This window comes from Streptomyces sp. NPDC087422, from assembly GCF_044744145.1.
Taxonomy (GTDB): Bacteria; Actinomycetota; Actinomycetes; order Streptomycetales; family Streptomycetaceae; genus Actinacidiphila.
This window is the reverse complement of the sequence record NZ_JBIUXT010000014.1, coordinates 187104-200531: the sequence shown is the minus strand read 5'-3', so window position 1 is coordinate 200531 and position 13428 is coordinate 187104. Positions and strand designations below refer to the sequence as shown.

Genomic DNA, 13428 nt, shown 5'->3' with positions numbered 1-13428 from the left:
CGCCCGGTTACATTCCGAACCCGGAAGCTAAGCCTTTCAGCGCCGATGGTACTGCAGGGGGGACCCTGTGGGAGAGTAGGACACCGCCGAACAATCTTTCAGCTCGGGTCCTCCGAATTTAATTCGGAGGACCCGAGCTTTTTTGCGTTGTACCGTCGGATGATGCGGTACGAGATACGGCCGGTGGCACCGGCGGAGTGGCAGCGGATCCGGGCACTGCGGTTGGCAGCGCTCCAGGACCCGGTCAGCAGCATGGCCTTCGCGCGGACCTTCGAAGAGGAGGCCGCGCTGAGCGACACGGTCTGGCAGCGACGGGCGTCCGGTGCCGGATCCCAGCAGTTCGTCGCCATCGACCGTGACGCGGTCCGCAAACCCGACGAGACCGACGGACACCAGGGCGGCGCCTGGGTCGGCATGCTCACCGTCGTCGTTGAGCGTCCCGACTACTTCTCCGTCAACGCGGTCTATCTGGTCCCCGAGACCCGCGGAACCGGTCTGGCCGAGCGCCTGTTCGCCGCCGCCATCGCCTGGGCCTGGGACCGTACCGACCGCGTGTACCTGTGGGTCCACCAGGACAACGGCCGTGCCGAGTCCTTCTACCAGCGCTTCGGCTTCATCCGCACCGGCGAGACGATGAAGTATCCGCTGAACCCGTCCGAGACGGAGTACGAGATGGTGCTCTTCAGGGACCGCTAGACCGCGCCGCCGGACGACGACGAATCCGGCACCGTACCGCCGTACCGCTGCACGCCGCCGTACGCGTTGCGCGCCGCCTTACGCGATGCGCGCCAAGTCGTCCGCCAGCACGGCTCCCAGGAGCGCCTCGTCGCGTGTCCAGCGCTCGACCTCGTCGACGGCGTAGGCACCGAGCCGTTGGACCTCCGTGCCCTGGCAGCCCGCGATGTGCGGGGTGAGCAGGACGTTGCGGAGGCTGTGCAGCCGGTGGCCGCGGGGGAGTGGTTCGGGGTCGGTGACGTCGAGGTAGGCGTCGAGGCGGCCCGCGGCGCATTCGCGGGTGAGGGCCGCGGTGTCGACCAGTCGGCCGCGCGCGGTGTTGATGACGGAGGCGCCGTCGCGCATCAGGGCCAGGCGGCGGGCGTCGAGCAGGTGGTGGGTCTCGGGCAGATCGGGTGCGTGCACGGTCACGATGTCGGAGGTCGCGCACAGCTCGTCGAGGTCCACGAGTTCGGCACCGAGAGCGGCGGCCTGGGCGGCGGAGACGTACGGGTCGGCGAGCAGGACGCGGAAGTCGGAGGGGGCGGCGATGAGCCGGGCGATCACTCCGCGGCCGATGCGGGAGGCGCCGATGACGCCGACGACGGCGCCGTCCGCGCCGCGCCGGTCGCGGTAGCCGAGGAGTTGGCCGTCGGTGTACTCGGCGGCGGTGCCGAGCGCGCGGCGGGCGGCGAGGACGACCGTGGCCATAGTGAAGTCCACGACGGGACCGGCGTTGGCGTCGGCCGCCGACGAGACGGCGATGCCGCGCTGCCAGACCTCGGGCCCGACGTGGCCTTTGACGGTGCCGGCGGCGTGGATGACGGCACCGAGCCGGGGCGCGAGGGCCAGGACGGCGGAGTCGACGGCGGGCGCGCCCCAGCCGGTGAGCAGTACGTCGGCGTCGGCGAGCGCGGCCCGCGCGGCGGGCGTCGTGGTGTCGGTGACGAGGGCGGGGTGGACGGCCGCGAGGGCGTCGAGCCGGGTGCGCAGGGGGGCCGGAAGTACCAGGTCGAGGATGTCCGGACGCATCGCCAGCACCAGATTCGGACGCTCCGCCATGTCTGCCCCTCACGTGTCCGCAGGTCTGCGTGTGTCTGTGCACGGTGACGTGCTCGTGTTCGTGGTCCTGCTCGTGTTCATGTTCGTCGTCGTGCGTGTGCGGCGCCGTGCGTGCGGGCCGCTGTCCGCGCACCACGGTGTAATCGGTTTCTTTCTCTGGCTCTGAGATTAGGTCCGATGCCATCAGAGGTCAACGTCTTGGGCTGCGCAAGGGGTTGACCTGTCGTAGTAACCGGTTTAGGTTCCGTCCCACCTTAAGCGTCGAGGAGGACGCGATGGCGATTGCCGAACAGGACGCCACCAGCCGCGCCGATGCGGTGGGCGCGTCCGAACGACGCGTGAGACGCGCGAAACGCCTGGCCCGTAGGGGCGGGGCGAACCGTGTGAAGCCCGAGCCCGGCTCGCGCCGCAAGCGGCTGCGCAGGGATGCCGCCCTCGTCCTGCTGATGGCGCCCGGCGTGGCGTACTTCCTGCTTTTCCACTACGGCGCGATGGTCGGGAACGTCATCGCGTTCAAGGACTACGTGCCCTTCGACGGGCTCTGGGCCAGCCAGTGGGTGGGCTTCGCGAACTTCCAGCGGATGTTCGGCGACCCGGACTTCTGGGCCGCGGTCGTCAACACCCTGTGGATAGCGCTGCTCCAGCTCGTCTTCTTCTTCCCCGTGCCGATCGCGCTGGCGATGCTGCTGCACAGCCTGACCCGCGACAGCGTGCGGCGGTTCGTGCAGAGCGTGGCGTATCTGCCGCACTTCCTGTCGTGGGTCATCGTGGTGGCCCTCTTCCAGCAGGTGCTCGGCGAGACCGGGCTGCTCAACAGCGTGCTCGGCGACGCCCACCTGCACACCGTGAACATCATCGGCAACCCCGACGCGTTCAAGCCGCTGGTCGTGGCCCAGGTGATCTGGAAGGACTGCGGCTGGGGCACGATCATCTTCCTCGCCGCGCTGTCACAGGTCGACGAGCAGCAGTACGAGGCCGCGGCGATCGACGGTGCGGGTCCGTGGCGGCGATTCTGGCACGTCACCCTGCCGTCGCTGCGGCCGATCATCGTTCTTCTGCTGATCATGAGGCTCGGCGACATCCTGTCGGTCGGCTTCGAGCAGATGCTGCTCCAACGGCCCGCGGTCGGGCCCGAGGCGGCCGAGATCATCGACACCTTCGTCTACTACAAGGGCATCATCGGCGGCGACTTCGGCTATGCCGCCGCGGCCGGTCTCTTCAAGGGCGTCGTGGGCGCCGTACTCGTCTTCACCGCCAACAAGGTCGCGCACCGGCTGGGCGAGCAGGGGGTCTACCGATGAGCGCCGTTCAGTCCGCCGGTCGCACGCCTCGTACCGGCCCGTTCCGTTCGGTCCGCCCGCGTCGTTCGAGTCGCCCGGTCCGTCCCGTCCGTCCTTCGTGGATGGAGAAGCCGAAGCCCGTCACCCAGGCGGCCAAGGCGCTGGCCCTGGTCGCCGTCGTCCTGCTGGTCACCGTCCCGTTCCTGATCATCGTGTCGACCAGCTTCGCGTCCAACAAGGACGTGGTCGCCAACGGCGGCTGGGTGCTGTGGCCGGAACACCCCACCCTGCGCGCCTACCGGGAGATCTTCGACGGCAGCATCGTCACCCACGCGCTGTGGGTGAGCGCTGGTGTGACGATCATCGGCACGGCCCTCAGCCTCGCCTGCACGATCGGTCTGGCGTACGCGCTCAGCCGTCCCCAGGTCTTCGGCGGCAAGCCGATCCTGCTGCTGATCCTGTTCACCTTCCTCTTCCCGCCCGGCATGATCCCCGGCTTCCTGCTGGTCAAGGGCCTGAACATGCTCGACAGCTACGAGTCGTTGATCGCGCCCGTCCTGATCAATGTGTTCAACCTCGTCGTACTGCGTGGCTTCTTCCAGTCGATCCCCGAGGAGCTGTACGAGGCGGCCCGGCTGGACGGCGCGGGCGAGTGGCTGATCCTGCGCAGGATCGTCCTCCCGCTGTCCAAGGCGGCCCTCGCGGTCGTCGGGCTCTTCTACGCGGTCTCGTACTGGAACGCCTGGTTCTACGCGTCGATCTACCTCAACTCCGACCACTGGCCGCTCCAACAGGTGCTGCGCACGTATGTCATCGGGGGTGCGCAGCTCGCGGACTCCGGGGCCAGCGAGGCGGGGATGGTCTCGTCGCCCCAGACGATCCAGATGGCGGTGCTGGTGGTGGCGACCGTGCCGATCCTCGTCGTCTACCCCTTCCTCCAGAAGTACTTCACCAAGGGCGTGCTGACCGGCGCCATCAAGAGCTAAGCCGTACGCGGGCCGAGCGGCCGCGTGGCCGCGTGGCCGCGGACCGTGCCGCCGTACCCGTATCACCGCACCCGCATCGCACCCGTACCCCTGAAAGGACTGACCGTGAGCACCTCGTCGTTCTCGCGGCGTACGCTGCTGCGCTCGATCGCCGCAAGTGGCGCCGCTCTGGCCGCCCCATCCGTTCTCGCCGCCTGCTCGTCCTCCTCGTCCGGCGGCCACGATGTGAGCAACGCGGGCAAGAAGCTCGCACCCTGGCCGACGTACAAGCCGGTCAGCGGGCCCGCGCCCGATCTGCCGGGGACGGCGGACGGGGTGCAGCCGGGTTATCTGACGTATCCCAAGAACCTGGTCAGCGCGGTCGCCGACAAGCCGGGCAACGGCGAGACGATCAAGGTGATGACGATCTCGTACGGGACGCCGCCGAAGCCCGCGTCGGAGAACAAGTTCTGGGCGGCGGTCAACAAGGCGCTGGGGGTGAACATCGAGTTCACGGTCGTGCCGGACTCCGACTACGACAACAAGATGGCCACCTTGATGGCGGGCAACGACCTGCCGGACGTCATCAACCTCGGCGGTGGTCACGTACTGCCCCGTGAGGCGCAATTCGTGCAGGCCAAGTGCGCGGACCTGAGCGAGTACCTGGCGGGCGACGCGGTCAAGGACTACCCGAATCTGGCGAACATCCCCACCTACGCGTGGGAGGACATGGGCCGGATCAGCGGGCGGATCCTCGGCATTCCGGTGCAGCGGTCCGCGCCCGGCACCACGCTGTGGATCAACAACGACATCTTCAGCGCGGCCGGCATGAAGGACGGCTGGACGTCGGACGACTTCATGGCCGTCGCCAAGGAGGCGACGCACGGCAAGAAGTACGCGCTGGGCGCGGCGCAGCAGACCGGCTTCGGCTTCGCGGTGCACACGATGGCGTTCGGCGCGCCGCAGGAGTGGAAGCTCGACGGCGGGCACTTCGTCGACGCGTACGGCACGGACGAGTACAAGGCGGGCCTGGAGTTCATGCTGAAGCTGCGGCAGGCGGGGACGTACCTGCCGAACGCGCTCAGCACCTCCACCGTCGACTGCAAGACGCTCTTCTACAACGGCACGGTCGCGTCGATGGGTGACGGCTTCGGGGCACTGACCACGAGCATCCCGAGCATCAAGGACGCCTTCGTCCTGGACGGCGCGGTGCCGTACACGCCGTCGGGCGGTGGCAAGCCCGGCATGGAGCGGGCGCGTGGGATCTTCGGCTACACGGTGCTGAAGAAGGCCGCGCCCGAGCGGATCAAGCTGATCCTGCGGGTGCTCGACTACTTGGCGGCGCCGTTCGGCACCAAGGAGTACGAGCTGACGCACTTCGGCATCGAGGGCACGCACTTCACGCGGGACGCGGAGGGCTCGCCGATACCGACGGACCTCGGTCTGGTGGAGAGCACCGTCAATCTTCCGATCAAGTACCTGTCCGACGCGCCGCAGGTGCTCTACCTGCCGGGGCGGCCGGACGACGTCAAGCGCAGCCACGCCTGGCAGGTGAAGATCGCGCCGATGCTCGTACGCAATCCGCGGTTCGGCCTCCAGTCGGAGACTTTCACCCGGTCGGGAGCCACCATCGGGCAGTACCGGCTCGACACGATCGGCGCGATCGTGGCCGGGCGCAAGCCGCTGAGCGCGTGGGACGAGGCGGTGAAGAAGATGCGCGGCGACGGCCTGAACAAGATCGCCGACGAGTACGCGGCGGATTACGCGGCCAACCACTGACGCCCTGTGCCTGCCGCCCGGCCCCGCACTACTACGCTGGGCGGCAGCGCGGGGGGCGCCGGGCGCCGCGTCGAACGATGTGTTGAACGAAGCGTCGGGCGTGGGACCCGGCCCTGCGCTGAGCCTGGCGCCGGGCCGTGGGTCGGTCCTTGCGTCGCGTGTTGGCCGTCGCGGATCCGGAGCCGCGGGCCGCTGAGGAATCGGATGGCGGGGATGGCGGAGACTGCACCAGAGCCGGGGCCGGGTAACGGGCCGGGCGCGGGAAGCCCCATGGGTGCGGGGACCGCGGCGGGTGCGGGCGGCGGGAGCCGGCGTGTCACCATCCGCGATGTCGCCGTCCGGGCGGGTGTCTCGGTCGCCACCGTCTCGCGGGCGCTGGCCGGGAACTACCCGACGTCGGCCGCCGCGCGCGCCAAGGTGCTGCGGGCGGTCAAGGACCTCGACTACGTGATCGACGGCCGGGCGCGGGCGCTGGCCGGGACGGGGCCCAAGACGGTCGCGGTGATCATGATGTCGGTCGACAGCTACTTCTTCGCCGCCGTCGCCCAGGGCGTCGAGCAGGAGGCCGCCGCGCGCGGCCGGCTGTGCATGGTGTGCAGCCACGGCGGTGACGAGGCGCGCGAGCTGGCGCTGGTGCAGATGATGCGTGAGCAGCGCGCCGAGATCGTGATCCTGGTCGGCGGCGCGGTCGAGGACGAGGCGTACCGCGTGCGGCTGACCGAGTACGCGCACGGGCTCGCCGCTGCGGGCTCCCGGCTCGTGTTGTGCGGGCGCCCCGCGCCGAGCCCGGACACCCCGGTCATCGCGGTGGAGTACGACAACGAGGCCGGTGCGTACGCCGCCGTCAGCCACCTGCTGTCCGCCGGGCACCGGCGGATCCTCTACCTGGGCACGATGCCGGGGCACAGCACGGCCGAGCCGCGCGTGCGCGGTTACCAGCGTGCGCTGGCCGACCACGGGCTCGGGTCGGAGCACCAGCGGATCGCGGGTATCGGCCTCGGTCGCACCAATGGCTACAACTCCATGCGAGATCTGCTCGTGCGGTGCGACGGCAACCCCGACTTCACCGCGGTCTTCGCCGGTGACGATCTGGTCGCCGCGGGCGCTATGGCCGCCATGCGCGAGCGCGGGCTCCGCACCCCCGAGGACATCTCGGTGGTCGGCTACAACAACGACGATGTTTCCCAAGACCTCAACCCTCCCCTGACCACCGTCAACATCCCTTCCTACGAGCTCGGCCGCGCCGCCGTCCGCCTGGCCCTCGCCGAAGAGGACGCCGGCCTCCCCGGCTCCGCCCGCGGCACCGCCCAGACCCGCCATCTCCTGGGCACGCACATCGTCCTGCGGGAGTCCGTGCGACGGCTCACGGCGGAGGAGTCGGCGCTTTAGGAGCGCGGTCCTTCGCGTTCGCTCCCGCGGTGGGCGGTCCCCGAGTTCTTCTCGGAGGCGGCCCTCCGTGGAGGCGTCCTCATCCCTGGCGGAGCAGTGAACCGAATCCCGCCGCCCGCAGGCGCGAAGCGAATTCCCTCTCGTCCAGCCCGAATTCCTCGGCCGTCCGTCCCAGGTGCCAGTCGTGCGCTGCCAGCCGTTCCAACAGGTGTCCGCGCCGAATCTGCGTCTCGGACAGACGAAAGGTCTTCAGATACGCGAGCCGACCGTCCGCCGCGGTGATGACCTCACCTATGTGGTTCTCCTCGCGGGGCCGAAAGGCCGGTATGAATCGCGACAGCGTGAACCCGCCCGCCCGGTACACCTTCCGTGTCGCGTACTCGGTATTCAGCAGCCCCGCCGCCATCGTCCCGTCGTGGAATTCCGCCCACGCCCGCTGTTCCGCGGCCACCGCCGCTCGCAGATCCGCCGTCGTCCGCACCCGCGTCTCGTCGATCCTCGGCACGAAGTCCGGCACGGCCGCGCTCAACAGGGCGTATTGGTAGATGAGTTCCCCGTACAGGTCCTGGACGAGCGTGGTGTGCAGCGCCCGGTAGTCCTCCGGGTGCGGTACGACGAAGGCCGCGGCGAGGGCGTCGGCCGCGTAGAGCAGCACCCCGCACTGGCCCGGGTGTATCTCGAACACCTTCAGCGCGTCACCGAGTCCGCGCACGGTCACGCCGATGTACGCCTCCTCCACCCGAGGCGAAAGGCCCTGCCGCAGCGCCCGCTGCGACCACTCCTCCCACGCGATGGTCGGGCCGCCGAAGTGCAGCGCCAGATAACCGTCGAGCGCGAGGTGCAGCGGCAGGAACCGCAGTCGGTGCTTGGCCTCTCGGCGTGCCATCCGGCGGTGGATGCGCAGCGGCATCGCGGTCACGGGCTCGGCGTCCCGGTCGCCGCGCAGTTGTGTGCCGTACGCCGCCGCGGCGCCCGCATGACCGCTGTCCGCGCCCCAGTCGGCGACGAAGCCGTGCGGGATGTACGACGTGTAGGTGGTGCGCGGCCCAACCGTCACCACACCGATGCCGTCCCCGTAGAGCTCGGCGTGCAGCCGCAGGCCCGGCAGCGGTTCGGCGCGGACCAGCGGGACGAGGCGGATGCCGCCCCAGACCTGCGAAAGGCCCGTGGTGAGTCCGGCCAGGTCGAGGCGGAGGGTGCCGGTGGCGGTCATCGGGCCTCCTCGGGTGCGGTCAGGAACGCGGTGATACGGCTGTCCAGGTGGGCGCGCAGCTCAGGCAGGCCGGTGCGGCCGCTGGCGAACCGCGCCAGGCCGACCAGCGACGGCAGGTCCTCGGCGTCGCGGATGCCCGCGGTGGGTACGGTCGGGGCCAGGCGGCGCACGTCGAAGTCGTCCGCGTCGTACACGGGGTTGAGGTGTACGACCGTGACCCGCCCGTCCGGGTCGAGCCGGGTCCGCCATACGCGCAGCACCTCGGCGGCCAGCCCCGGCGGTGCGTTGTCCCAGCCGTCGGAGATGATCAGCAACCGGTCCGGGCCGGTCTCCAGCGCGTCCAGAATCCGCTCGCCGAGCGGGGTCGCCCCGTGCGGGAACGCCAGCAGCGGATCGCTCCGTCCCGATGTCCACAGGGGTGTGTACGAGTCGGCGAGTGCCTCCAGCAGGTGGTGGGCTGCGAGCGCCACCGCGAGCGGGCGGCGCCGCTTCTGGCCGGAGCCGTAGGAGGAGAAGCTGTCGTCCAGGACTGCCGCGACCCGGCCCCAGCCGCGCTCGCCGCGCGCGGCCCGGCGCGCGGCGGCCCGCAGCGCCGCTGTCAACTCCGCCCGCCGCCCGGCTCGTTCGTCCAGGGACAGCCCGAGGACGTACGAGGCAAGCCGGGTCAGCGGCATCCGCGTCAGGTCGGTCCGGACGGCGGTCGCGCCGTGGCGGCGCGCCGAGTCCTGGAAACGGAGCCGTTCGAGCCGGGTCATCCGCGGCGCGATCCGCTCCAGGAAAGCCGCGCGCGCGATGCCGTGCCGGGCCGCGAAGCCCTCCGCGACGGTGAACGGCAGCTCGTAGACCGCCGCCTGCTCGTAGTGCGCGCGGCGCCAGGTCTCCAGCAGCGGCGTCCCGTAGCGCGTGCGGCGGCGCGGGGCGAACAGGAAGTCACCCAACTCGGCTTCTTGTGCGGGCAGGTGGGCGTGCCGCAGCGCCGTCTTCACCCCGGTCCGGTACTTGACGGCGTCGAACGCCGGGTCGGGGCGGGCGGCCAGCCAGTCCCGCATGATCGCGCGGGTGCGGCGGTTGTTGACCTTGGCCCGGCGAAGCGCGGCGAAGAGGGCGTAGACCCGCTGCGGGGGCAGTGCGATCAGCCGTCGGGCGATCAACCGGCCTTCGGTGCGGCGCTGTTCGGGGGTCGCTTCGGTGGCGCTCTCCAGCAGTCGGCGGATGATCAGCGCGGCGTTGTGGTCGTTGATGTCGAGGGCGAGCGCGGCGGCGTACAGATCACGGTAGTTGCCCAGCATGTACGCGTGCAGGAAGTCGAGCGAGAGGTGCTGGGTGTCGGCGTCGGAGTGGAATTCGCGTTGGGCGGTGGAGGTGGCCGCGGCATTGGCGAACAGGAGGACGTCCTCGGCGGCGATCAGTCCTTCTGGCTGCATGACGTGACTCCTGTTCTCGCGTAGGTGTGTTGGGGCGTCGAGTGCTGGTGTGTTCGAGGTGTTCGGCGTCGACCGGGGAATGAGGGCGCGAGCTGCGAATCATTGCTTCAGAGGCAGGTTCCGGAAGTCGCGACGGAGTCCCGCGGTCGACTCTCGAACGGTAACAGGGTCGGCGGATTCGCTCGCGGAGTTTTCCACAGGGCGACTTTCGGCGAATGAGTTATCCACAGGCTGGAAATCAGTTGCCCCACGAGGACGGCGTGGAGCGGATACTGATGATCAGTGACAAGCGGACATTGAAAACTCAACAGGGAGCAGAGGAATCAGGGGCGCGAACCGGCCGGGCGGGCGGGCGCCGCGCCCGCGTTCCCGCCGGGGGCCTCTCTCCCGTGCGTTCTCGCCCGCGTGTGCGCACACGCGGGCGGGCGCGTGGGCGCGGGCGTGCGGCCGGGCGCCCGCGCGCGGAATCAGCGGATGCGGACCGCGTCCGGGATCGACGGCGGGAGCGTGTCGGCCGTCTCATCGCCCAGGGCCAGGCGCATGTCGGCGTGCTGCCACAGCGGCGCGTGCCAGCGCGCGAGCGCCTGTTCGGGGGAGCGCAGGACGGCGAGGGTGGGCAGACCGGAGTGGTGACCGGTGCTCAGCAGGTCCGACAGGCCCGGGAGCGGGGCCAGCGCGGCGACGTCGTCCAGGACGAAGGTCAGTGGTGGGTCGAGCCGACCGGCGGATGACGTTGCGGCCATGCGCCGGCCGTGCTCGACCACGCTGGAGACGAGTGCGGTGAGCAGGGGCATCGCACCCAAGTGGGTCCGCGGATCCTCGATGCGCTCACCCACTACGTAAAGTGTGCCCCTTTCCGCGACGAATGACTCCATGTCGAGGCCACCTGAGCGCGGTGGATTGCAGGCGTCGCGGATGTGCACCGCGTTCAGCGGTTCGAGGGTCTGGCGGATCAACGCCTGCGCCGCGTCCCGGCGTTCGGGGTGGGCGTGCAGCACCGACTCCAGTTCGCCGCTCCAGCCGGAGGCGGCCTCGGTGTCGGTACGCAGGATCCGCACCGCCTCACCGGCCGCTGAACCGCTCGCCGCCCAGCGCTGCACCTGGCGGAATGGCCCGCCGTCCAGGGCCGCCGCGTGCAGCCAGCAGCGCAGCAGTGTCACGGCGGTGTCGTGGACGATGGCCTCGTCGGCGCGTGCGGGCCGCAGTGGCGCCAGCAGTGCGCCCGCGCGTATCCCAGCGGTCTCCGGTCGCTCGCAGCCGCCGTGCGGCGCCCACCGCAGCCGCCCGGGCACATCGAGGAGGTGCGCCGGATCGTAGACGTAGACGGGACCGAGCTTGCTGCGGTTGCCGACGGTCTGCTGATAGGTGTCCGGGTCCGCGGTGGTGACCACGGCGGGTCCCGCGGCGGCCAGGACGGCGGGCTGCACGATGCGCTTGGACTTGTCGCCGCGCGGGCTGGCGAACAGGGCACAGGTGCGGGTGACTTCACCGCCGGGCAGTGGGTCGGCGACGGGGTGCGGGATCGGGGCCGCGGCCATGGTGCCGGTGGCTCCGGCGGCGGTGGGCCCGGTCGCTTCGGTGGCCGTGGCGGGGATCGGCTCGAAGACCGTGGTGGGCGCGTCCTCGCGCGGGCCCGCCGCGCCCGGCACGGAGCGGAACCAGGCGTCCAGGCCGTCGTCGCCCGCGGCCTTGGACCCGACCGGCTGGCCGCGGCGGCGGCGCGGCGAGGGCAGCGGGGCGCGCTCCACCGGCGCGGGCGACGCCTCAGGGGCCGGGGCGGGCGGGGCCTGGCGGGGTGCCCTGAGGCGGGCGCGGGTACGGGCCACCGCGTTCAGCACGAAGACGGTCAGGACGAACAGCACCATGAACTGGCTGATGAAGATGCCCCAGAACAGCCCGGAGCCGGGCAGTTGGCCGGGAGGCGAGTCGGGCCAGGCCGCGGCGACGTCGTGCGGTTCCGCGATCAGGTGCCGCATGGCCTGGGGGGTGCGGGTGAAGTGCACCTCGGCGGGCCAGCCGCCGTGCGAGAGGACCCCCGCGATGCCGGTGGCCGTCCACACCAGCAGCGTCACGCCCAGCAGGAAGCCGAGGACGCCGACGATCAGGCCGTCCGGCAGGCCCCCAGAGGACTCGCGTTTCCTCCCGGCCATGTCACCCCACCTCTCATGCCACCGCGTCGTCGGCCAACTGCTTGGCCAGCGCCACCTCGGCGGCGGCGTGTGCCTCGGCACGGGCCTCGGCCTCCGCCTCCGACGCCGCTTCGGCCTCGACCTCCGCTTCGTGCTCCAGGGAGGTCTCGGTCATCGCGCGGTCGGTGAAGACCAGGGGCCGTTCCGCCTCGGTGATCAGGTGCTTGACGACCTGCACATTGCCGTTGACGTCCCAGACGGCGATGCCGGGGGTGAGCGTCGGGATGATCTCCACCGCCCAGCGTGGCAGGCCGAGCACCCGCCCGGTGGCGCGCGCCTCGTCGGCCTTCTGGGCGTAGATGGTGCGGGTGGAGGCCATCTTCAAGATGGCGGCGGCTTCCTTCGCCGCGGCCCCGTCGACGACGTCCGAGAGGTGGTGGACGACGGCGACGAAGGACAGGCCCAAGCGGCGGCCGAACTTCAGCAGCCGCTGGAAGAGCTGGGCCACGAAGGGCGAGTTGATGATGTGCCAGGCCTCCTCGACCAGGAAGATGCGTTTCTTCCGGTCGGGCCTGATCCAGGTGTGCTCCAGCCACACACCGACGATCGCCATCAGGATCGGCATCGCGATCGAGTTGCGGTCGATGTGGGAGAGGTCGAAGACGATCAGCGGCGCGTCCAGGTCGATGCCGACGGTCGTGGGCCCGTCGAACATGCCCCGCAGGTCACCGTCGACCAGCCGGTCGAGCACCAGGGCCACGTCCAGGCCCCAGGCGCGGACGTCGTCCAGGTCGACGTTCATGGCCTCCGCCGACTCTTCTAGCGGGTGCCGCAGCCGTTCCACGATGTCGGTGAGGATCGGCTGCCGGTCGGTGATCGTCTCGATCACATAGGCGTGCGCGACCTTCAGCGCGAAGCCGGACCGCTCGTCGAGACCGCGGCCCATCGCGACCTCGATGATCGTCCGGAGCAGCGCGAGCTGACCGGTGAGGGTGATCGCCGGGTCCAGGGGATTGAGCTTGATGCCGCCGTCCAGCGCGGCCATCGGGTCCAGCCGGATGGGAGTTAATCCCAGCGACTTCGCGATGAGGTTCCACTCGCCGACGCCGTCCTCGCCCTGCGCGTCGAGCACCACGACCTGCCGGTCGCGGAAGCGGAGCTGGCGCAGCACGTAGGTCTTCTCCAGCGCCGACTTGCCGTTGCCGGACTCGCCGAGGACCAGCCAGTGCGGGGCGGGCAGTTGCTGGCCGTAGAGCTGGAAGGGGTCGTAGATGTAGCCCTTGCCCGAGTACACCTCGCGGCCGATGATGACGCCGGAGTCGCCGAGGCCGGGGGCGGCGGTGGGCAGGTACACCGCCTGGGCCTGGCCGGTGGAGGTGCGCACCGGCAGCCGCGTCGACTCGACCCGGCCGAACAGGAAGCTCGTGAAGGCGTCCGTGAGCGCCGCAAGAGGGTCCAGCATGGGCATGGCGG

At 70.5% G+C, this 13428-nt stretch carries 10 protein-coding genes and 1 rRNA gene; 6 read left to right on the top strand and 5 right to left on the bottom strand.

Features of this window, described 5'->3' with window-relative positions:
• Together rrf and ACIO6U_RS32490 are read left to right on the top strand one after the other, a co-directional pair.
• Window positions 1-92, top strand: a 5S ribosomal RNA gene (gene rrf / locus ACIO6U_RS32495); the annotation flags it as partial.
• A gap of 70 nt (window positions 93-162) precedes the next feature.
• Window positions 163-696, top strand: coding sequence for a GNAT family N-acetyltransferase (locus ACIO6U_RS32490; protein WP_355341795.1), 534 nt, complete (start codon window positions 163-165; stop codon window positions 694-696).
• 78 nt (window positions 697-774) lie between these two features.
• On the opposite strand, the gene ACIO6U_RS32485 is transcribed toward ACIO6U_RS32490, so the two are convergent.
• A complete protein-coding gene (locus tag ACIO6U_RS32485) occupies window positions 775-1776 on the bottom strand; it encodes a hydroxyacid dehydrogenase (RefSeq protein WP_401724556.1) in 1002 nt (333 codons plus the stop codon).
• Between the two features lie 446 nt (window positions 1777-2222).
• Between ACIO6U_RS32485 and ACIO6U_RS32480 the strand changes: the two genes are divergently transcribed.
• The 4 genes from ACIO6U_RS32480 to ACIO6U_RS32465 all read left to right on the top strand — a co-directional run bounded on the left by ACIO6U_RS32480 (window position 2223) and on the right by ACIO6U_RS32465 (window position 7189).
• Window positions 2223-3077 carry a sugar ABC transporter permease gene (locus ACIO6U_RS32480; RefSeq protein ID WP_188285565.1) on the top strand — a complete coding sequence of 285 codons (855 nt, stop codon included), beginning with the start codon at window positions 2223-2225 and terminating at the stop codon, window positions 3075-3077.
• Window positions 3078-3178: 101 nt separating this feature from the next.
• Window positions 3179-4042, top strand: a complete 864-nt coding sequence (locus ACIO6U_RS32475) for a carbohydrate ABC transporter permease (protein ID WP_355341801.1) — start codon at window positions 3179-3181, stop codon at window positions 4040-4042.
• Between the two features lie 105 nt (window positions 4043-4147).
• The gene (locus tag ACIO6U_RS32470) at window positions 4148-5800 is read left to right on the top strand and encodes an extracellular solute-binding protein (RefSeq protein WP_355341804.1); all 1653 of its coding nucleotides are present in this window, start codon (window positions 4148-4150) and stop codon (window positions 5798-5800) included.
• A gap of 270 nt (window positions 5801-6070) precedes the next feature.
• The gene (locus ACIO6U_RS32465; protein ID WP_401724552.1) at window positions 6071-7189 is read left to right on the top strand and encodes a LacI family DNA-binding transcriptional regulator; all 1119 of its coding nucleotides are present in this window, start codon (window positions 6071-6073) and stop codon (window positions 7187-7189) included.
• A gap of 79 nt (window positions 7190-7268) precedes the next feature.
• Here the strand turns inward: ACIO6U_RS32465 and ACIO6U_RS32460 are convergent, their stop codons facing one another.
• The 4 genes from ACIO6U_RS32460 to ACIO6U_RS32445 all read right to left on the bottom strand — a co-directional run bounded on the left by ACIO6U_RS32460 (window position 7269) and on the right by ACIO6U_RS32445 (window position 13417).
• Window positions 7269-8402: an ARPP-2 domain-containing protein gene (locus tag ACIO6U_RS32460; RefSeq protein ID WP_401724549.1), complete on the bottom strand. Its 1134-nt coding sequence runs from the start codon at window positions 8400-8402 to the stop codon at window positions 7269-7271.
• Window positions 8399-9826 carry a hypothetical protein gene (locus tag ACIO6U_RS32455; RefSeq protein WP_401724546.1) on the bottom strand — a complete coding sequence of 476 codons (1428 nt, stop codon included), beginning with the start codon at window positions 9824-9826 and terminating at the stop codon, window positions 8399-8401. Before ACIO6U_RS32455 ends, ACIO6U_RS32460 begins: the two co-directional genes overlap by 4 nt.
• A gap of 467 nt (window positions 9827-10293) precedes the next feature.
• A complete protein-coding gene (locus tag ACIO6U_RS32450) occupies window positions 10294-11976 on the bottom strand; it encodes a type VI secretion protein (protein ID WP_401724543.1) in 1683 nt (560 codons plus the stop codon).
• Window positions 11977-11989: 13 nt separating this feature from the next.
• Complete coding sequence (locus ACIO6U_RS32445; protein WP_188285564.1) at window positions 11990-13417, bottom strand: ATP-binding protein; 1428 nt, start codon at window positions 13415-13417, stop codon at window positions 11990-11992.
• Between the last annotated feature and the right edge of the window lie 11 nt (window positions 13418-13428).

What these genes read in the sequence shown, in the direction of transcription:
- ACIO6U_RS32450 (WP_401724543.1), bottom strand. Translation starts at nt 11,976, where the DNA reads ATGGCCGGGAGGAAACGCGAGTCCTCTGGGGGCCTGCCGGACGGCCTG.
- ACIO6U_RS32455 (WP_401724546.1), bottom strand. Translation starts at nt 9,826, where the DNA reads ATGCAGCCAGAAGGACTGATCGCCGCCGAGGACGTCCTCCTGTTCGCC.
- ACIO6U_RS32485 (WP_401724556.1), bottom strand. Translation starts at nt 1,776, where the DNA reads ATGGCGGAGCGTCCGAATCTGGTGCTGGCGATGCGTCCGGACATCCTC.
- ACIO6U_RS32490 (WP_355341795.1), top strand. Translation starts at nt 163, where the DNA reads ATGCGGTACGAGATACGGCCGGTGGCACCGGCGGAGTGGCAGCGGATC.
- ACIO6U_RS32475 (WP_355341801.1), top strand. Translation starts at nt 3,179, where the DNA reads ATGGAGAAGCCGAAGCCCGTCACCCAGGCGGCCAAGGCGCTGGCCCTG.
- ACIO6U_RS32480 (WP_188285565.1), top strand. Translation starts at nt 2,223, where the DNA reads ATGGCGCCCGGCGTGGCGTACTTCCTGCTTTTCCACTACGGCGCGATG.
- ACIO6U_RS32445 (WP_188285564.1), bottom strand. Translation starts at nt 13,417, where the DNA reads ATGCTGGACCCTCTTGCGGCGCTCACGGACGCCTTCACGAGCTTCCTG.
- ACIO6U_RS32465 (WP_401724552.1), top strand. Translation starts at nt 6,071, where the DNA reads ATGGGTGCGGGGACCGCGGCGGGTGCGGGCGGCGGGAGCCGGCGTGTC.
- ACIO6U_RS32460 (WP_401724549.1), bottom strand. Translation starts at nt 8,402, where the DNA reads ATGACCGCCACCGGCACCCTCCGCCTCGACCTGGCCGGACTCACCACG.